The organism is Endozoicomonas sp. NE40 (genome assembly GCF_040549045.1).
In the GTDB taxonomy this organism is placed as follows: domain Bacteria; phylum Pseudomonadota; class Gammaproteobacteria; order Pseudomonadales; family Endozoicomonadaceae; genus Endozoicomonas_A; species Endozoicomonas_A lisbonensis.
Genome location: NZ_JBEWTB010000002.1, coordinates 4,731,248 through 4,750,358, shown reverse-complemented (window position 1 = coordinate 4,750,358; position 19,111 = coordinate 4,731,248). Strand labels below are relative to the sequence as shown.

Below are 19,111 nucleotides of genomic sequence, written 5' to 3'. Positions count from 1 at the left end.
AAACATCGTCTGAGCTACTTATAACTTTAGACCATATTTCATGGATGCATTACTCTACATTTCAGCAGGTGCCAGCGTGGGATTTGCAGTCGGTTTAACCGGCATCGGAGGCGGGTCACTGATGACTCCGCTACTGCTCCTCTTTGGCTTCCCGGCGCATATCGCCATCGGTACCGACCTTATGTATGCCGCGTTGACCAAAGCCAGTGGAGTGCTGACGCATCACCGCCAGCGAAGCGTGGACTGGTTACTGGTCAAAGCCATGTGTGCGGGCAGCATTCCTGCTACCATCGCGACCATTGTCATCCTGAAATACATGTTTGCCGGGAGCGATCATTATAGCCTGATCCTAACAACCTGCCTCGGTTTTATGCTTACTTTGACAGCTATAGTGCTTTTCTTTCGTAACAGGCTGCTTTCAATAACGTCCGTGGATAATGTGCAGTGGTCTGATAAGCAGCGTTTGAATGTAACCGTTGTAATGGGAGCCCTTCTGGGCATTCTTGTGACACTGTCATCCGTGGGTGCCGGAGCACTGGGTACCGCCATACTGCTTATGCTCTACCCGAAACTGTCCTCTGTAAAAGTCGTAGGCACCGACATTGCCCATGCGGTCCCATTAACACTGGTAGCCGGAATTGGGCATATCTGGCTGGGCAATGTTGATTTTACTCTGCTGGGCGTCCTGCTCGTCGGGTCACTACCTGCTGTTTATCTGGGAACCCGTGTTGGGCGACACTTGCCGGATAAAGCAATGAGGATCATTCTCGCCAGCATCCTGCTCGTTCTTGGTATTCGTTACCTGGTTTAACGGTTAAAACACGATGACACGGGTGTATTTAAGTGAAATCCAGTTCATTTTCCCGGTAACAGTTGCAGCCGTTGTCCTACATGAATTAGAGTGACTGTCCACGGCACAGCCCTGTGTTTTGTACTGTTATCAGGAAAATCAACAGGCTGGCCGGACCACTCTCTCTATAAGGAGAGGGAGCAACAATGATAAAAGCCCCGGACTGAGAGCATCATGACCGCATTACCTATTGAAAACCTAAATATTGAATCCCAGGAAGTACTGGTCACTCCTGAGCTGCTTAAGCAGGAAATACCCGTGAGCGAGGCAGCAGCCCTTACAGTCTCCGAAGGTCGTCAGGTTATCCGGGATATTATCGACGGTAAAGATCACCGGTTGTTTATTGTCATTGGCCCCTGCTCTATTCACGACGTTGATGCGGCACTGGATTATGCGCAGCGCCTGAAAGCACTTAGTGAAGAGGTGGGTGATACATTGTATCTGGTTATGCGGGTCTATTTTGAAAAACCACGAACCACCGTGGGCTGGAAAGGTCTGATTAACGACCCCTATCTGAATGATTCATTCAAAATTTCTGACGGCCTTCATATTGGCAGACGGCTCCTGATGGATGTTGCCGAGATGGGTATGCCAACCGCGACGGAAGCCCTGGACCCTATCTCCCCACAGTACCTGCAGGATCTGGTGGCATGGTCAGCCATTGGCGCACGTACAACAGAATCACAGACCCACCGTGAAATGGCTAGCGGTCTGTCTTCGGCGGTTGGTTTTAAAAACGGTACTGATGGTGGCCTGGAAGTCGCCATCAATGCGCTGAACTCGGTATCTAAACCCCATCGTTTTCTGGGTATAAGTGGCAATGGTCAGGTGGCAGTAACCCGAACCAAGGGCAACCCTTATGGTCACGTTGTTCTTCGTGGTGGAAGTGACAAGCCAAATTATGACTCAGTCAGTGTGACCATCTGTGAGCAGGAGCTGCATAAAGCCGGTATTGAACCGAATATAATGGTGGACTGTTCCCACGCCAACTCCAACAAAGACCCCAGTCTGCAGCCTCTGGTTCTGGAAAATGTCACCAACCAGATTTTAGAAGGCAATGAGTCCATTGTTGGCCTGATGGTAGAAAGTAATATTGGCTGGGGAGCTCAGAAAATCAGTGACAACATGGAGTACGGTGTTTCTGTAACGGATGCCTGCATTGACTGGGAAACAACAGAAAACACTCTGCGTGCGATGCATAACAAGTTGAAAGACATCCTGCCTGCCCGTAAGCGTGTTCAGTAATAAAACCTGCCGGAAAGGTTGATTTCCTTTCCGGTGTTTTCCTACCGATCTTAACCAAACAACTCAAACTGTGGTGAGGTCTTCACACTGCTGGATTCAGTATCCGTTTCTTCTTTGCCGTCAGCACTATTTTCAAGATGTAATGCCATCTGGGTTTCCGGGACTTCCTCTTCGATGTCTTCAAACGCACTGGTGGTTCCTGCCTTGCGTTCGAGAGGCATATTACTGATGCGACGCTTGAGAATGGCAGAACAGATCGGACAGGCACTGACCAGCAGATGGTTGGTCAACACTTCATAGCGATACTCTCCATGCAGCACTTCAGTACACAGAGTGCGATCGTCCCGGGACTCAATATCCAGATTCGCTTCCACCAGATGATAGTCACCTTCACCGGTGTCAGTGCTTTCTGAATCAATAGCCACGAAAAAATTAGACAGTATGGTTTGCTTGTATCGCTTCACGGGCTCTAAGTACCAATATCAAGGTACTACTATCTAAGTACCGAATAAATGCCAGACAGAAAAGGCGGAAAACAATACACGATTATGCTCTCACGGCATACCTGTATCAGCAAGTTTAAGTAAAAATACAGGTTATCGTTATAGCTATAGTTATACGACAAAATACCAGAAACGTCCTTCTACAACACAATCACCCCTGATCAAAAGCCTGATACTGGATATTAAGAATAATCCAGACTTTATCTCCCCCCGGTGTTTTTACCACCACTTCATCATCTACCTGTCTGCCAATCAGTGCTTTTGCCATGGGCGAATCAATGGTGATATGTCCCTTACTGACATCAATTTCATCCGAACCTACAATACGACACTGCAAAACGTCACCGTCTTCATTTTCTATCTCAACCCAGGCACCAAAAAAGCACTTACCTTCCTGCTCTGGTGAATAATCCACGACTTTAACCGTTTCAAGTCTTTTGGTCAGGAAGCGAAGCCGACGATCTATGCTTCTTAGTTCGCGTTTGCCTTCTTTGTATTCTGCATTTTCTGAGCGATCCCCCAGTGCCGCCGCTTCGGAAACAGCCTGGGTTACCTGTGGTCTCTTTACTTTCCACAGCCAGTCGAGTTCTTTTTGCAGGGCTTCTTTACCGGCGCGGGTAATCAGGTTGGACTTCATTGAACTGTCATTATCCATTGATCATTTTCCAATGATCAATAATACACGCCACCTCATGATCTGTTCCAGATAATATAGCATTGCGGCCTGATATACAGGCCGCTGGTTAAAAGACAAAATTAGACTATTTAGCTGACTGCATCAGTTGGTTTGTGGGCGCATGATAGCCGTCTTCAATACGTACATAGTCAATAAGGATTTGACCACTGGAAATATTGGATGACGAATTGCCAAAACCAAGCATATTGAAGTACCCGTCATTTGATTCAATATTTTTAGCGACAATATCTCCGTCTACCCACAGCCTTGCTGCCTTTATTAACGGGTCATAAGCAATACGGACAACCCTGAAATCACTGGCAAAGTTAACCGGGTACTTGATCGACGAGCCGTTGTTCGCACTTTCACCAATGCCATTAGCACCAATAAATATTCTCTGATCATAGGTGCTGGAGCGGGTAATGGCCTGCCATACCGCAGTCGAGCTACCCGGGTCGGTCACCTGAACCCTGAACTCCATGGTCCAGCCATTATCTTCCGAAGGAAGGCCGCCTGCCATCAGTGCATTCTGGTCGCCGGAAGAGGAATTGGTCATTCTGAGAATACCTCCCTCCAGAATTTCAGTGATTCCATCGGCACCACCATCATTAAACCCTTCATCAGACCAGAGCTTATCGCCTTCAATACGCATGAATGAGAAGCTTTCTGAGGCCTTCCGGTCTCTGTCAAAGTCGTCAATTAACGACAGGGATTCATCCCACAGGGCTTTATCGACTTTCAAAGTAGTCCACGCCGCACCATGATCCGCTGGATGTAACACCGGGTGGGAATTGTCCAGCAGGCAACCGGCGTCTACAGAGTTTAGCTGCGCACCCTTGTTAAAAACCATGTCGATACGGGAACGCCCATAGTTATTTTTGAAAAACGGGCTCCAGGTAATACACTCCATATCTAACGCAAACGGATAAACCTGCCTCAGTGTATCGGTATACCCGAACTGTTCAATAACCAGACTGGTCGGCCAGTTAACCTGTCCCCGGTTGTAGTAGTTCGTTTCATCGGTGTAGTCCAGGTGCGACGAAGTGTTTAAGTCGCCTCCCATAATAATGGGCCGCTTCTGGCTATCGCTTAATGTTTCGATGGTCTCAAGATAGCTTTCCATCGTATTGGCGCGCGGAGTATCCAACTGAACCAGGTCATCATTTGTGTAGGATGGAATAGCCGGAATCATAGCTCCGTCGTTTATACTGCTGAGCCAGATGGCATACGCATCCAGTTGTCGGTTTTCAGGCAGCTCTATTCTGGCACCACAAAATCCAAAACTGCACGTTCCCAGAGGCTGAATAATCGGATAGCGACTCAAAATGGATAAATTATCATTGCTGCCTCCAGTATGCATATAGAAGCCCAGCTTATTCGCTAATGCCTGCTGATAACCATAAGATTCAACCATCAGCAGAATATCAATATTATTGGATTGAATTTGTTCAAACAGGTAGTCCTGTCCCATCAATGGGTCAGCATCCGCTCCGGCATGCCAGATGTTATAAGCCATAACATTGAGCTGTTCCGGCAACAGACTTTTATCAACCGGGTTGGATGTTCTGAAAGACCAGACCGGTCCCCTGACGCGGGTTGACCCATCGTATGAGTCAATGCGCCAGAAGTAATCGGTGTCAGGTTTTAATGCACCGGCTGTAAAGTGGGTATTCAGTGTCCGCCACTCAATATCAACGCTGTTCATCTTGCTGTCAGTCGACAGGAACACGGTATATTCGACATCCCGGGTCTTGAACAAATTGTTATGTTGCCAGGTCAGCACAACCTGTTCATAGTCGACATTCTTGATCGTATCTGTCGGGACTGGTGAACCGGGCGGAAGTAGTGGCCTTTCTTCCGGATCAGGGTTCGTTAATGAACGGATATAATCTACTGGCAGCGGGCCTCTGAAAATTTTTATGTCATCAACCTTCATTCTGGCAGAAGGTATTAAATCCTGGTGAGACCGGGACAACAGTGCAGCGCCAAACGCCAGTTTATTCGTTGCAGCAGCAATTGCCGGCCCCTGTCCGACCAGATTGCCATCGAAATAAATCCGTGTCTCCTGATCGTCACCGGCAAAGGTGAAAGTAAACCATTTGCCTCGTTCGATTTTCTCTGTTGTCAGGATATGTCTTGGCTCGTCATCACCTTCCCATGCAGAGCCTTCATATTTTCGCCAGACTTCAATTTGATCATCAGCGTTTAACACAACAAACGGCTCCCGGGAACGAACCCCCCAGTGCTCTCCATCCATGATGCTGCTTAATTGACCAGATTGTTCTTCGTTAAAATAAACCCGGAAGGATATCGTTCTCTTTTCGGCAAGATTTAAACTGTTAAACGTTAGTCTTTCATAATTTTTTAAGTTTAAAACTTCACCGCTACTTTCCCAAACAAGCTGGTCCTGATTAAATTCGATGGAAGCAGGAAACTTTCTACCAACGTTCTGGGGATTGATTTTTTCACCGTAGGCTTCTTTATCAAAGTCCAGGGCTGCAATCAGTGTTGCATGTGCGACTTCCCCGGAGGCGTATTCATAATCAAAATCACCATCAGCGGGAGGCGTTTCGGCAGGAGCTTCTATGTAAACCGTTTCGCTCTCACAACCTGCCAAGGCAGTGAGAATACATAATGACAGGACTGTACGCTTCATAATGCACCTATGTTTACTGGCATATGCCTGAAGGTGCGTATACTAACGTGACAATATTACATTTCTGATACACTCATCAAAACTATCCATTTAACAAAATTCTATAGTGGTTCAAAAAACCTCCGATCAAAAAAACTGAAATATGATACCTGAAGTTTTCAGCTTTAATGACACAAGCAACAAACCAATGCACCTGGCAATCTAACGATCACCCAGAAGGCCAGCCCGCCAACCTTCGCTAGTCCTTTACCAAGTCCTTTTAAAATCCTTTTCCCTATACTTTCCTGAACTTTTCGTTCACTGAGAGGTTTTCCCTGTGGTCTGTTAGATCTGGAGCTTTTATTTAATGGACTCTCACCCATTAATTTGCTTGTCAAATCCAAAGCCTCTTTTATATTTCTGGCTGGAACTTCCCTGTTTGTATGTGCTGTAAAACCATTAAAACCAGATCGATTTACTGAATTACACATAGCTTATTCCCCCCTAATCAACTTAAATGCGTTCACTAATTAATCAGGGACTTTACCATGCTCCCTGGTTAAAACACTGACAGGCTTGTTGGAATGACTAACAAATAACGAATTCGGAGGTTTTTAATTAGTTTAATAAGCCATGAATATGATTGGATAAATTAAAGATGTAAAACCCTGAAAACTAACAGCGTTTAAGAGCTGGCTTCAATATTCAGGCTTTCCATCAGAACGACGGGAGAAAAACAGGTTCCAGTCAATAACCAGAACCCCGGAGACCTATTGACACTGTTCCCAGTTAACATCCTGGGTATGAATTCGCTCGGAAGCCATGTAGTAAATGACGTGCTTATCCCTCACCTGATAATTACTGTCCGGATTCAATCGCAGATTATCGCCTGTTATCTTCTCAGCAACCCCCAGAATCATAGCTTCATATTCTGTCTTAAAAAAGTTCATCAGCCTGGAGAAGCTCACAGCCCCAAAACCTTCCGGCACAACAATAGAAAACTGGGTAGGCCCCTGAAGCGTTGACAATAACTGCTCCTGAATACGGGAAGAACCCGGATCCTGTGCGGAACGTACCAGCATTTCCATAGAAATGTCCGAGTGGCACTCAACCTGGGGACAGTGCGATTTAAGGAGATCAGCCATACCCAGAGTGTCAAACCAGGCAACAATATGGGCTTTTGTTCCTGTTGCCACCACAGTCAGACAGGATGCCAGCGTTTTATCATCATTGCCCCGGTAAATAATAATCCGGGACGCTTCCCGGATACCTGAACGTTTGAGCAGATCTTCACTGTGCAGATTTTCACCGCGAACAAAATGAACGGAATCCGGAAACGGGTTTTCAATTTCATCGGTTGCACATAACACGACCTTGCGAGCAATCCTTCGGGTGTCACCATAAATCAGGTTGACCATCTGTGGTGTATGTTCGGGATGCCAGCCAAGTATGACAATATGGTCATCGAACATGGAAAAGTCGCCTTTCCCCTGCATGCCTTTCCTCCAGAGATCGACAAATTTAGTCGACATTTTGCCAAGAAATGCGGCAAAAACAACCACTGCCCCCGGCATCATGAAAAAAGCAGCCACCATTCGCCCACCCGTGGTTTGAGGGCTTAAATCACCGTAGCCAATGGTGGTCGCTGTCGTCACGAAATAATAAAACCAGACTCCGGGTTGTGTCAGTCCCTTCTCACCAGAGAGTTCCATTAAAAACCAGCTGCCAAAATACAGTGCGCACAGCAGCACCACAATGGAAAGCCAGGTTAACCTGAACAATTGCTGGTTCAAATAGAACAGCGTTGTCTTAAGTAGCTTTACCACATTCATCCATCGTTTTAAGCTATTAAATCATGACAAGCATAACACTATCGTCTATATCTCATAAGCAACAATCTTGCAAAAGCACCGGCAAGAGACAGCCAGAACCCGGAATAAAAAAAGAACAGTAACAAGACTTATGCACCTCTCACCGTTACAGACAGCAACCGGAGCGCATCAATGAGCCATAAACCATGGATACAACTGCCACTGCGGGAAGGTCAATGTTCCCGGCAGGCGCACTGCGACCTTCCAGAAGGGACTTATGAACGAGAGCTTGGCCGCGAGGGCTTTTACGGTCCGGTTACCCAGATGCATCACCGTCACCCACCCACAGCCTGGAGCCATTTTGAAGGCCCGCTGCGCCCCCATGCCCTGGACCTGACCCAGCTGGACAGTACACAGGAATGCCCCTGGTCTGTCTCACCCTTCCTTTATAACCAGGATACGGCCATTCGCTTCTGGCGGCTGTCACTATCTATGCAAAATCTGGTGCGCAACAGCGATGGTGATGAGCTGCTGTTCATTCACGAAGGTCAGGGCGAGTTTTTCTGCGACTATGGACACCTGTCTATTACAGAAGGCGACTATCTGGTTATACCCAGGGGGACAGCATGGCGTATTGAAACGTCAGTACCCATTGTTATGCTGATGGTGGAAAACAAAGATGGTTGTTATCGTCTGCCAGACAAGGGCGTAGCCGGATACAACGCTGTTTACGACCCTGCCGTACTGGATCATCCTGAAATCAACAACCAGTTCAAGGCTCAGCAGGATGAAAACGAATGGCAGATTCGCATCAAACGGCTTGATGCTATCTCAACCCTCACATACCCATTCAACCCTCTTGACGCAGTAGGCTGGCACGGTACCAATACCGTGGTCAGGCTGAACTGGCGGGATATAAGGCCGCTCACCAGCCATCGATATCATTTGCCACCTTCGGTACATACAACATTTGTCGGACAGGGGTTTGTTGTCTGTACTTTCTGTCCGCGTCCTATTGAAACAGACCCCAACGCCCTTAAAGTACCCTTTTTCCATAACAATGATGACTTTGATGAAGTCATCTTCTACCACCAGGGCAATTTCTTCAGCCGTGACCATATAGATGCCGGTATGGTGACCTTTCACCCCTGTGGCTTTCCTCACGGGCCACATCCCAAAGCTCTGAAAAAAAGCATGGAAGATCCGCACACTTTCACCAACGAAGTGGCGGTCATGATAGACACGCGTCGACCGCTGTCACTGTCCAGACAGGCAGAACAGGTTGATATCAGGGCCTATGCCGACTCATGGAAAAGCCCAGCCTCAACCGATAAAGACTGACAGGACGAAAAAATGAAATTTGCCAGCTATAAATCTGGTCGTGATGGTGAATTGTACATGGTATCCAGAGATCTGGAGCGGGCTGTCCCCATACCCGATATTGCCTGTTCACTGCGAAACTGTCTGGATAACTGGGAAATACTTCTGCCTGGTCTGCAGAACCGCTACCAGTGTATCAATGCCGATGGTCAGGCTGACAACGCTGCACGTTTTGATCCCACTCGTTGCAGCGCCCCCCTGCCAAGAGCGACTCAGTGGCTTGATGGCAGCGCCTACGTCAACCATGTGGAACTGGCAAGAAAAGCCCGCGGGGTCTCCATGCCTGATAGCTTCTGGACCAATCCGCTGATGTATCAGGGTGTTTCCGACAGTCTGTTAGGTCCCTGTGATACCATCACTGCCAACCCGGACTGGGGCGTTGATTTTGAAGCAGAGCTGGCCATCATTACCAACGATGTCCCCATGGGTTGCAGCGCGGACAACGCTCACCAGCATATTATGCTGGTGACACTCTGTAACGACATATCACTGCGCAACCTGATTCCGGAAGAACTTGGCAAAGGCTTCGGTTTTGTCCAGAGCAAACCCCCCAGCAGTTTTGGCCCGGTTGCTGTTACCCCGGATGAACTGGGGAATTACTGGCAAGAAGGCAAACTCAGTCTGCCCATGCAGGTCTACCTGAATGACCAGCCGTTTGGGCACCCTGACTGTGCAGTGGATATGACCTTCAACTTTCATGAACTGATTGCCCACGCCGCAAAAACCCGACCACTTGGACGAGGTACCATTATTGGTTCAGGCACTGTGTCCAACAAAGATAAAAGCACCGGTTCATGCTGCCTGGTCGAACAACGAATGCTGGAAATCATCACCAGCGGACAACCTCAAACCCCCTATTTAAAACCCGGAGACAGGGTTCGAATAGAAATTACCACTCCGGATGGGCAATCCCTGTTTGGTGCCATTGAACAGACTTTTACAGGCAACCACTGACACTCTGCTACTTTTAGCATTCTGACTGCCCAGGGGCTGGAGCCATGCAAAGGCTTATACGCGCTTTAATCGTACTAAACGGCGTTTTTTTTAATGTATTTGTTCAGGCAACGTTCGAATTTGACCCGCATATCGATTTTGGCCATGTTCCGGTCGGGGCTGAAAAAGAGATAACAACAATGCTCTGCAGCGATAACTCTGAAGACACTTTACTTCTGAGTACTCCTCCTGAAGGTTTTCGTTTTCGGAAAGATCCCTCAATCCTGAGTTTTTCTGAATCACGCTGCCATTATCTGGAGCTGATTTTTTCTCCGAAAAGTTCAGGTACTGAATTCACTTATTATGGTAATCCTTCTGACGGATCGGATAAGGGCATTTCTCTAAAAGGATTTGACCGACAGCACCAACGGGTAACCCTCTCAACTCTGAGTGGCACAGGTCTCAGTCCCGCTCAATGGAAAACTTTATACCCACCAGACCCTGACACGTTCTATTACCAGACACACATGGATTTTTCCAAAGCGACAGATTTTACTGGCAAACCAGCACCAATGATTGCCAGTGCGACATTCAGTGTATCTTCTGAAATCATCGTTAGCTTTAAAACTGGCAACCTTACAAAAATTCTTTTGACCGATAAGAAGGGTAACTGGGAATGGTACAGCAGTCACAACCTGCGTATGCCCACTGGATACTGTGCATTTGCACTGTCTCCAGACCAGCACTGGATTGCAGGCATAGATGCCGCCAAACAGAAAGTGGATTTATACTCCACCCGGATTTTCCCCCCTGGAGACCTGGGGCATCTTTCACCCAGCTCCATACAAACTAAAGCCGATCATTCTGATAACGTCTACAGACTATGCATCACAGCCTTCAGTCAGGGAGTTACGCATCTTTTTACAATGGGAACCACGGAGAATTGGGAACAATCAGGCGATGAGGAAAGCTGTGCATCAATAGATTCCAGCGAACCAGCATGGCTGACAGCCTGGAAATTTGACAAAAACAACGGGAGATTGAACAACGTTACCAGCCAAACCCGTGTAGGGTGTATAACACAAAATAACTATGCTCAGGCACCTCACGGAATTGCCGTTACCAGAACACCTGCGGCCAGTTACGTAATCATCAACCGCCATCATCTTACTCAACACCCGCTGGACAGGTTTTATTTCAACTCATACTCTGGTCAGCTCGTACCCGTTAACCAGCTGCAACCAGGCATTATTGCCGGAAAACTGGCTATGACAGCCAATGGCGAATTTATCGCGATTGCGCCTTATCATTCAAACCAGCCATTGGAAATTCATCAGTGCTACAGCGCCTGGTGCACTTTAATACAGAGCATTGATCAATCGGTCCTGAGTGGTAATCAGTTTGCACCTTCTGATGTGCAGTTCGCTCACCACTCCGGATTACTGGGTGTTACAGAAAAGGGCATGCACAGTCTGAGGCTTCTAAGGCCCCGGCCTGATACGCAACACTGGAAGCTTCATCAGTCACTCAGGAAAGAGGATGGACTGGGGGCTCTCGTCGAACCAGGTCAACTGGAGTTCAATGAAGATGACCAGTGGCTACTGGTCGTATCGCAATCCAGAATACTGATTTTTGCCAGACTGGATTTTGAAACGATAACACAGAAAATACGCTGGCGGCTTATACCGAAATGGTGGAAAGAGTATCTGGAAGAACTACGTGCCAATACAGGATTATAGCCAGTAAAAAGCCCTTAAACAGGGGGCTGCAACTCTGCTTTTCAAAACGGACTGCAGCCTGCTGCCATTAATAAACGGGCAAGCCGCAGATCTGACCGGTACATAGTAATCCGGACTTCAGGATTGACTGTGACGCTCTACCAACAAAGTCATACCATCCGCCCCAACGACAACGACTTGCGTACCGGCTTCAATCGTTTCACTGGCCTTCACTTTCCAGAGAGTGTCACCAATCTGCACCCTGCCCTGACCATGGGTCAGGGGCTCAGAGACTTCTACCACTCTTCCGACCAGCTGAACTGCACGATTATTAAGCTGTTGATTGTCAGATCGCTCATTCACGCGACGAAACAGCTTCCAGTACGCCACCGTAAATACCAGACTGCTCAGACCAAACCACACCAGTTGCCAGCTCCAGCTCAGGCCAGGAAAAAGCCACAACAACGCAGCCAGCAACACCCCGGCCAGTGCTGTACCTAACAAAAAACCACCGGTTCCAAGGGCTTCCAGCCCCAGGAACAAAAAACCTACAATCAACCAGTGCCAGGGTTGTATAGCCGACAGAAATTCCATCATGATAATGTCGTTAACCTGTTAATGAAAACCAGCCGTTCAGGACGGCTTATTACCCGATACTTCACTGAGCAATTCCTTGATTCCTGCCAGAGAACCAATCACGCTACTGGCCTCAAGTGGCATCATGATCAGTTTACTATTATCAGCTGCCCCAACTTCTTTCAGAGCCTCAACATACTTCTGGGCAACAAAGTAATTAATCGCCCGCTGGTCACCACTGGCTATCGCCTGCGACACCGCCTCAGTCGCCCTGGCTTCCGCTTCAGCCAGCCGCTCCCGGGCTTCAGCCTCCCGCTTGGCCGCTTCCAGTTCACCTTCCGCCTGCAGGATCTGAGCCTGCTTTTGGCCTTCTGCTACTTTAATAGCCGCTTCTCTGGCACCTTCAGCGTCAAGAATCTGGGCGCGCTTGTCTCGTTCCGCCTTCATCTGCCGGGCCATGGCTTCTACCAGATCGTGTGGGGGAGCAATATCACGTAATTCTATACGGGTTACTTTCAAACCCCAGGGGTCAGTGGCTTCATCGACTTTAGCCAGCAACTGCCCGTTAATGCGATCCCGGTTAGACAGCATTTCGTCCAGCTCCATCGATCCAAGCACTGCACGAATGTTCGTCATCACCAGATTCTGCATGGCCCTCGGAAGGTCATTAACCTCATAAGACGCTCTCACCGCATCCTGCACCTGAAAGAAGCACACCGCATCCGTCGTCACCTGGGCGTTGTCCGATGAAATCACTTCCTGCGGGGCAATATCGAGAACCTGCTCCATCATATTTATCTTCTTACCGACACTGTCGATCACCGGCACAATAACATGCAGACCTGGCGGGAGCGTTTTCGTGTATTTTCCAAACCGTTCCACCGTGTAGTTATAACCCTGGGGAACCATCCTGACGCCGGTTGCAATGAGTACCGCTATCAGCAGCACAAACGCAATAGCAGTGATTTCAAACCCCATAACTCAACTCCTTGTGACTTTTACCATGTCAGTGCAATGTTTCACTCATGGCAGTTTAATTAAAAGAGTAACTGGCAACAATCAACGTATTCTATGCCCTGCTGAACAGCGCGGAAAGGAATAAATGAAGGAATGCTGAAACAGAATAAAACAGCCATGGACGAAAAATTCAGTATCAGACCGAAAACTACTGGTGCCAACTGCTAAATTCAAAAAAGAAAGCAGATAAATGACTGTACTGTTTTACCAGACTCATTACCGGAAACACAGTACATGCCCTACGGAACCGAAAATACCCTGTTTATGACGCTCTGCATTCTGCTGGTACTACTGATGCAAGCCGGTTTTTTATGTCTTGAAGCAGGTGCCGTACGCAGTAAGAATACGGTCAACGTAGCAGCCAAAAACCTGATTGATCTGATTCTGGTGACTCTGTTCTATTTCGCTATCGGCTTTACCATCCAGTACGGCTGGTTTTCAGATTTCAGCCACAATGCCCACCCAAATGACCCTCATTATCCTTACCTGTTTCTGTTATTTCAGACACTCTTTGCCGCTACCGCCGCTACCATTGTGTCCGGGGCGGTAGCGGAGCGTTGTGGCCTGACTGGCTACATGATCATTAGTCTGGTCATTGTGACATTCATCTATCCGATCTCCGGCCAATGGGTCTGGGGTGGCGTTTTTGGAACCCCCCGGGGGTGGCTGTCAGAACTTGGGTTTGTTGACTTTGCCGGCTCTGTCCAGGTTCATGCACTGGGTGGCGCTGTCGCTCTGGCAGCAGTACTGATTATTGGCCCAAGAAATGGTTTCCACGACCAGAGTTACAAGGTATTCAGAGGGCAAAACCAGGCTATGAGCCTGCTTGGTGTTATGTTGCTCTGGCTGGGCTGGTTTGGTTTCAATATGGGCAGTCTCCTGAAAATGGATGACCTGCTGAGCCTGGTCATGATCAATACGTTTGTATCAGCCTGTGCTGGCGGGCTGGCGAGCCTGATCTGGTGTTCGGTGTTTTATCATAAAGCGGATATCCCCCAGATATCCAATGGCATTCTGGCCGGGCTGGTGGGAATCACCGCCGGAGCCCATGCCATGCAACCCGCTGAAGCTGTCCTTATTGGTACCATTTCAGGCCTGATTTGCTGTGGGTTTACGGTTTATCTGGAACAACGCAAGATTGATGATGTCATAGCCACAATTCCAGTGCACCTCGGGGCCGGCGTCTGGGGAAGCCTCTCGGTTGCCCTGCTTGGCGACCCTGAGATACTGAATACCGGAAATGATTTCATAACACAGTTTGGCGTCCAGTTGCTGGGGGCTACCACTGTTGTTGCCTGGGCGTTTGGCGTCAGTTTTATGCTTCTCAAACTCATAAACCGCTGGTATCCACTCAGGGTCAGTGCGGAAAGTGAAAGAATTGGACTGAATATCAGCGAGCATGGTGCCATCACGGAATTGTCTGAGATTATCCACGACCTTGAGCAGCAGTCTCATAGTGGCAACTTTCATCCACTTGAGAGTGACCCCTTTTCAGAGCTTGCAGGCATTACACAGCAATATAACCGTATTCTTGCATCCTTCCTGAAAAACCAGATGGAATTGCAATCCAGTCTGGAGACTCTGCAAACAACCCACAACGATTTAATGCTGCAAAAAGCCGAAGTTGACTCAGCTAACCGGCAGAAAACGCTGTTAATCTCCAAAGTTAGCCGAGAGATACGAACCCCCCTGAATGGCATCATTGTAACTTCTGAAATTTTGAATATGGAGCCCCTGCCCGATGATCAAAAAAATTGGCTCGAGGTCATCACCCAGTCAGGCCATGCTCTTATGGCTATCGTTAACGATGTCATAGACTACTCCAGACTGGAGTCAGGCAATCTCTCTCTGCAAAACTCAACCTTTCAACTGCCGGAACTGTTAGAACAGTGTAAAAAAGTGTTCCTGACAGAAGCTCTCGACAAAGATCTGGAGCTGATCGTTGAAATCGAAATGGGAACGCCGGAAACACTCACCGCAGACATTCAAAGGCTTCGCCAGATCATTATCAACCTGCTGGGTAACGCTTTCCGGTTTACCGACGAGGGAACCATTACACTCTCAGCTCAAATGGAATATAGTACTGGTAATCTGCTGCTGGAAGTGAAAGACACTGGCGCAGGCATTGCTGAAGACAACCTTAAAGACGTGTTCAATGCCTTTGGCCAGGAAGAAAAGTACGCCGACAGAGAAGCACACAGCAGTGGACTTGGGCTTACCATCTGCAGGCAACTGGTCGAACTGATGGGCGGTAGTATTTCGGTAAAGAGTCAGGTCGGAGAAGGTTCCCACTTTACATTGCAGATTCCGGTAAAGTGGGAAAACCTATGAGTTTTCTGAGTGAGTATCAGTAAGGCCGGGCAGGGTTGACTATCTACTGAACCAGATCCTGTTCGTCGAACTCCCCTTCAAAAAGAGCGGTCGACAAATAACGTTCTCCGGAGTCCGGCAGTATCACAACCACCTTCTTACCTTTATGAACCGGTTCCTCAGCTACCTTCAGGGCAGCCGCCACCGCAGCACCACCGGAGATACCGGCCAGAATACCTTCTTCACGCATCAGCCTGAGCGCCATGGCAATGGCATCTTCATTACTGACCTGCTCAACCTGATCCACCAGCGACAAATCCAGATTACCGGGAATAAATCCAGCACCAATACCCTGAATCTTATGAGGGGCAGGCTTAACATCCTGACCAGTCAGCGTCTGGGTAATAACTGGCGATGCCGTTGGTTCTACGGCCACCGAAGTAATATTCTTACCCCGGATTTCCTTGAGGTAACGCGATACCCCGGTAATCGTGCCACCAGTGCCAACACCTGCAACAAGGATATCAATCTCACCATCGGTATCTTTCCAGATTTCCGGACCAGTGGTTTCTTCGTGGATCTTTGGATTGGCCGGGTTTTCAAACTGTTGCAGCAGCAGGTATTTTTCAGGGTCAGAGTCTGCGATTTCCTTAGCCTTTGCCACGGCACCTGCCATCCCCTTAGCCGGTTCAGTCAGAACAATTCTGGCACCAAGTGCCTTAATCACTTTCCGACGCTCCAGACTCATGGACGATGGCATGGTCAGGGTTAAAGGAATGCCTTTGGCAGACGCAACAAAGGCCAGGGCGATACCGGTATTACCACTGGTGGGTTCAACCAGCTCCATGCCTTCACGCAGTTTACCGGAGGATTCCGCTTCCCATATCATACTGGCACCAATACGACACTTGACGCTGTTAGCGGGATTGCGTGATTCAATTTTTACATAAACTTCATGATCACCCGCAATACGATTCAACCGAACCAGCGGTGTATTGCCAATAGACAGGGAGTTATCTGCGAAAACCTTAGCCATTTTATTAGCCCATAGTCGTTGATAATGACTTTTATAAAGCCAGGTCATCATATCGCAGCTACATATAAATTGAAGGAATATATTATTATTTGTTAATAACTAATTAGAATATAAATCACTCCTTTATCACTAAACTACTTCGTGCTTCACAATGCTGAATTAAACGATAACCAGCTGCCGATATCAGAAGGACAATAATGGGCAGCGGCCAGCTCTCCGGCACCGAAAACCCGACCAGTGACGCAAGAGCAATAATGGTCAGTGCGCTGATTCGAAAACCGTATTGATACCAGTATTCCCCATTAACCTGATACAGGGCATTAACGTTTAACTGCCATTTCCTGATGAAATAATCCACCAGCAGCACCCCGGCAATCGCAGCAAAAAAGACCCCGGCTTTCTCCATTGTCTGCAGATAATTGTGAATCACCCCGGGCATGCCAGACAGCCAGATAGCAGGAAGACTGACCAGCAGCGTGCAGGTAAAACGACTCACGGGCTCCAGTGTATGACTCAGCGATAAACCACCGGTATACAGATTGATGATATTAATCGTCCAGTTATCCATCACGATCAGGACAACAATGGCAACAACCATCAACAGACCGGGCTCAGCACGCAAAACATTGTGATAAAGATCGTCAGCGCTTCCGCCTACCACCATCATCAGCCAGGCACCCAGCCCTGCGCCTAATACTACGCCGCATAACGCACCGGACATCGCTCCTGCCCATAAACTGCGCCGGTTCTTAACATAACGAACCAGATCGGCTGAGTCTGTGACATTTGTGAGCATGCTGCCAACAACCGCATTAAACCAGAGCATCACCAGCAGCCAGTCATTGTCAGCCGGCAGGTGAAACCAGTTATTACCAGCGGCAGGCTGTTTCCAGAGCAAAGCAACAATGACCACCAGACACAGAACCTTAAGCGGTAAAGCCCTGCCAAACACCCCCTGCAACCAGCGATAGCCCACCAACGCCACCGATACCTGCAAAACAGCAAAAAGCAAAGCCACCGTTGTCAGTGGAATAATAATACCAAAGTACTCTGACGAGATGGCCGTCAGCGCCAGACTGCTTACCAGAGTCTGAAAAGCAAACCAGTAAACCGAACACACCGCCCTTAATGGTGAAGTCAGCCAGCGCCCTCCCCGGACACCCAGGGCTGTGCGACAGGCCATTTGTCCCGTCAAACCATAATCCACTCCCATTCGCGCCATCACCAGCAAAACGACCATGGCAACAAACAGGGCAACCACCTGGGTAACAACCACAGTAATAAACGATAAGCCCCCGGCTACACCAAGAGCCGCAGAGTAGATAGAGGCGGGATTGACCAGAAAATTGGCCATTATCACAAACAGGTCATAACTGCCGGCTTGCCGCAGACTGGCCGGTACAGGCTGAGTACCATAGACTTCAATCTCAGACCTGAAACGGGTAATCAGCGATCGCAAACCGCTATATCCAAAACGAGTTCCAAAACGAGCTCCACAATGAGTTCCTAAACAAGTTCCTGAATAATTTTCAGAATTCATAAAGGTCATCAGGATAGAACAGCAGACCGGTTTACGCTTTAAAACTGAAGTTTAATAGCTTGTTTTTCAGAAGAGCTCGGACAAATACTGCGGGACAACCCGGGTGGCAGGCCCATGCACAGCTTCCAGAAACGCATCACGGGTTTCACTGGGCTCAAGGTTCAGTTCTACCGTATGAGCGCCAGCCGCCAATGCCTCCTGACAGAAACCGGCAGCCGGATAGACGTTTCCGGAAGTACCAATTGAGATAAACAGGTCACACCGTGACAGCGCATCGTAAATCCGTTCCATCTCCAGAGGCATTTCGCCAAACCAGACAATATGTGGGCGCAGGTTGCCGGGCTTGCCACAACAGGGGCATTCCGTTTCCAGCGTTACATCCTGTTTCCACTCAAAAACCTGTTCGGTATCCTGACACCGAACTTTATACAGCTCTCCATGCAGATGAATCAGGTGGCGACTGCCCGCGCGTTCATGGAGGTCGTCTACATTCTGGGTCACCAGAAGAAATTCACCACCAAACGTTTTCTCAAAATCAGCCAGGGCCAGATGAGCCTGATTAGCTTCAACTTCACTCAGCTGCTGACGGCGCTGGTTATAAAAAGTCTGTACCAGTGCCGGATTGCGGTAGTAGCCCTCAGGCGTGGCGACTTCTTCAACCGGATGATCTTCCCACAGGCCATCACTGGCACGGAAAGTACGAATACCTGATTCCGCCGAAATACCTGCACCTGTTAAAACGACAATAGACTTAAACTTTGGCATTTAAACCTTGCTACCTGATGATAAATAAACAGCCACAAAAAGCCCCCCATGCGTCAGAGGAAGCTATTGTGCCACAAATATTCAGGGGCTATGGCTGTTTATTTTGAGCTACCCAA

At 48.4% G+C, this 19,111-nt stretch carries 15 protein-coding genes; 6 read left to right on the top strand and 9 right to left on the bottom strand.

Annotated elements, in window-relative coordinates:
* Positions 1-40: 40 nt before the first annotated feature.
* The gene (locus V5J35_RS22450) at positions 41-811 is read left to right on the top strand and encodes a sulfite exporter TauE/SafE family protein (protein WP_354009266.1); all 771 of its coding nucleotides are present in this window, start codon (positions 41-43) and stop codon (positions 809-811) included.
* 213 nt (positions 812-1,024) lie between these two features.
* Positions 1,025-2,095 (top strand): 3-deoxy-7-phosphoheptulonate synthase, encoded by a 1,071-nt coding sequence (locus V5J35_RS22445; protein WP_354009265.1) that lies wholly within the window; start codon positions 1,025-1,027, stop codon positions 2,093-2,095.
* A gap of 50 nt (positions 2,096-2,145) precedes the next feature.
* Here V5J35_RS22445 and V5J35_RS22440 read toward each other — a convergent pair whose 3' ends face one another.
* The 4 genes from V5J35_RS22440 to V5J35_RS22425 all read right to left on the bottom strand — a co-directional run bounded on the left by V5J35_RS22440 (position 2,146) and on the right by V5J35_RS22425 (position 7,735).
* Positions 2,146-2,520 carry a hypothetical protein gene (locus tag V5J35_RS22440; RefSeq protein ID WP_354009264.1) on the bottom strand — a complete coding sequence of 125 codons (375 nt, stop codon included), beginning with the start codon at positions 2,518-2,520 and terminating at the stop codon, positions 2,146-2,148.
* A gap of 229 nt (positions 2,521-2,749) precedes the next feature.
* Positions 2,750-3,253 carry a transcription elongation factor GreB gene (greB, locus tag V5J35_RS22435; RefSeq protein ID WP_354009263.1) on the bottom strand — a complete coding sequence of 168 codons (504 nt, stop codon included), beginning with the start codon at positions 3,251-3,253 and terminating at the stop codon, positions 2,750-2,752.
* Positions 3,254-3,359: 106 nt separating this feature from the next.
* Complete coding sequence (locus V5J35_RS22430; protein ID WP_354016500.1) at positions 3,360-5,930, bottom strand: endonuclease/exonuclease/phosphatase family protein; 2,571 nt, start codon at positions 5,928-5,930, stop codon at positions 3,360-3,362.
* 749 nt (positions 5,931-6,679) lie between these two features.
* Complete coding sequence (locus V5J35_RS22425; protein WP_354009261.1) at positions 6,680-7,735, bottom strand: potassium channel family protein; 1,056 nt, start codon at positions 7,733-7,735, stop codon at positions 6,680-6,682.
* A gap of 177 nt (positions 7,736-7,912) precedes the next feature.
* On the opposite strand from V5J35_RS22425, the gene V5J35_RS22420 reads away from it, so the two are divergent.
* The 3 genes from V5J35_RS22420 to V5J35_RS22410 are packed head-to-tail and all read left to right on the top strand — an operon-like array spanning position 7,913 to position 11,772.
* Positions 7,913-9,061: a homogentisate 1,2-dioxygenase gene (locus V5J35_RS22420; protein WP_354009260.1), complete on the top strand. Its 1,149-nt coding sequence runs from the start codon at positions 7,913-7,915 to the stop codon at positions 9,059-9,061.
* Between the two features lie 12 nt (positions 9,062-9,073).
* Positions 9,074-10,054: a fumarylacetoacetate hydrolase family protein gene (locus V5J35_RS22415; protein WP_354009259.1), complete on the top strand. Its 981-nt coding sequence runs from the start codon at positions 9,074-9,076 to the stop codon at positions 10,052-10,054.
* Positions 10,055-10,098: 44 nt separating this feature from the next.
* Positions 10,099-11,772 (top strand): hypothetical protein, encoded by a 1,674-nt coding sequence (locus tag V5J35_RS22410; protein ID WP_354009258.1) that lies wholly within the window; start codon positions 10,099-10,101, stop codon positions 11,770-11,772.
* A gap of 117 nt (positions 11,773-11,889) precedes the next feature.
* Here V5J35_RS22410 and V5J35_RS22405 read toward each other — a convergent pair whose 3' ends face one another.
* Positions 11,890-12,348 (bottom strand): NfeD family protein, encoded by a 459-nt coding sequence (locus V5J35_RS22405; RefSeq protein ID WP_354009257.1) that lies wholly within the window; start codon positions 12,346-12,348, stop codon positions 11,890-11,892.
* A 36-nt stretch (positions 12,349-12,384) separates the two neighbouring features.
* Positions 12,385-13,305: an SPFH domain-containing protein gene (locus tag V5J35_RS22400; RefSeq protein WP_354009256.1), complete on the bottom strand. Its 921-nt coding sequence runs from the start codon at positions 13,303-13,305 to the stop codon at positions 12,385-12,387.
* A 273-nt stretch (positions 13,306-13,578) separates the two neighbouring features.
* On the opposite strand from V5J35_RS22400, the gene amt reads away from it, so the two are divergent.
* Positions 13,579-15,675: an ammonium transporter gene (amt, locus tag V5J35_RS22395; protein ID WP_354009255.1), complete on the top strand. Its 2,097-nt coding sequence runs from the start codon at positions 13,579-13,581 to the stop codon at positions 15,673-15,675.
* 43 nt (positions 15,676-15,718) lie between these two features.
* Here amt and cysK read toward each other — a convergent pair whose 3' ends face one another.
* From cysK to cobB, 3 genes are all read right to left on the bottom strand, one after another.
* The gene (gene cysK / locus V5J35_RS22390) at positions 15,719-16,690 is read right to left on the bottom strand and encodes a cysteine synthase A (protein ID WP_354009254.1); all 972 of its coding nucleotides are present in this window, start codon (positions 16,688-16,690) and stop codon (positions 15,719-15,721) included.
* A gap of 115 nt (positions 16,691-16,805) precedes the next feature.
* The gene (locus V5J35_RS22385; protein ID WP_354009253.1) at positions 16,806-18,149 is read right to left on the bottom strand and encodes a purine-cytosine permease family protein; all 1,344 of its coding nucleotides are present in this window, start codon (positions 18,147-18,149) and stop codon (positions 16,806-16,808) included.
* Positions 18,150-18,296: 147 nt separating this feature from the next.
* Entirely contained in the window at positions 18,297-18,995 is a 699-nt protein-coding gene (cobB, locus tag V5J35_RS22380; RefSeq protein WP_354009252.1) for a Sir2 family NAD+-dependent deacetylase, read from the bottom strand.
* Between the last annotated feature and the right edge of the window lie 116 nt (positions 18,996-19,111).

Coding starts and splice junctions, on each gene's coding strand:
- V5J35_RS22420 (WP_354009260.1), top strand. CDS start 7,913: ATGAGCCATAAACCATGGATACAACTGCCACTGCGGGAAGGTCAATGT.
- V5J35_RS22410 (WP_354009258.1), top strand. CDS start 10,099: ATGCAAAGGCTTATACGCGCTTTAATCGTACTAAACGGCGTTTTTTTT.
- V5J35_RS22450 (WP_354009266.1), top strand. CDS start 41: ATGGATGCATTACTCTACATTTCAGCAGGTGCCAGCGTGGGATTTGCA.
- cysK (WP_354009254.1), bottom strand. CDS start 16,690: ATGGCTAAGGTTTTCGCAGATAACTCCCTGTCTATTGGCAATACACCG.
- V5J35_RS22415 (WP_354009259.1), top strand. CDS start 9,074: ATGAAATTTGCCAGCTATAAATCTGGTCGTGATGGTGAATTGTACATG.
- V5J35_RS22445 (WP_354009265.1), top strand. CDS start 1,025: ATGACCGCATTACCTATTGAAAACCTAAATATTGAATCCCAGGAAGTA.
- V5J35_RS22430 (WP_354016500.1), bottom strand. CDS start 5,930: ATGAAGCGTACAGTCCTGTCATTATGTATTCTCACTGCCTTGGCAGGT.
- greB (WP_354009263.1), bottom strand. CDS start 3,253: ATGGATAATGACAGTTCAATGAAGTCCAACCTGATTACCCGCGCCGGT.
- amt (WP_354009255.1), top strand. CDS start 13,579: ATGCCCTACGGAACCGAAAATACCCTGTTTATGACGCTCTGCATTCTG.
- V5J35_RS22400 (WP_354009256.1), bottom strand. CDS start 13,305: ATGGGGTTTGAAATCACTGCTATTGCGTTTGTGCTGCTGATAGCGGTA.
- cobB (WP_354009252.1), bottom strand. CDS start 18,995: ATGCCAAAGTTTAAGTCTATTGTCGTTTTAACAGGTGCAGGTATTTCG.
- V5J35_RS22405 (WP_354009257.1), bottom strand. CDS start 12,348: ATGATGGAATTTCTGTCGGCTATACAACCCTGGCACTGGTTGATTGTA.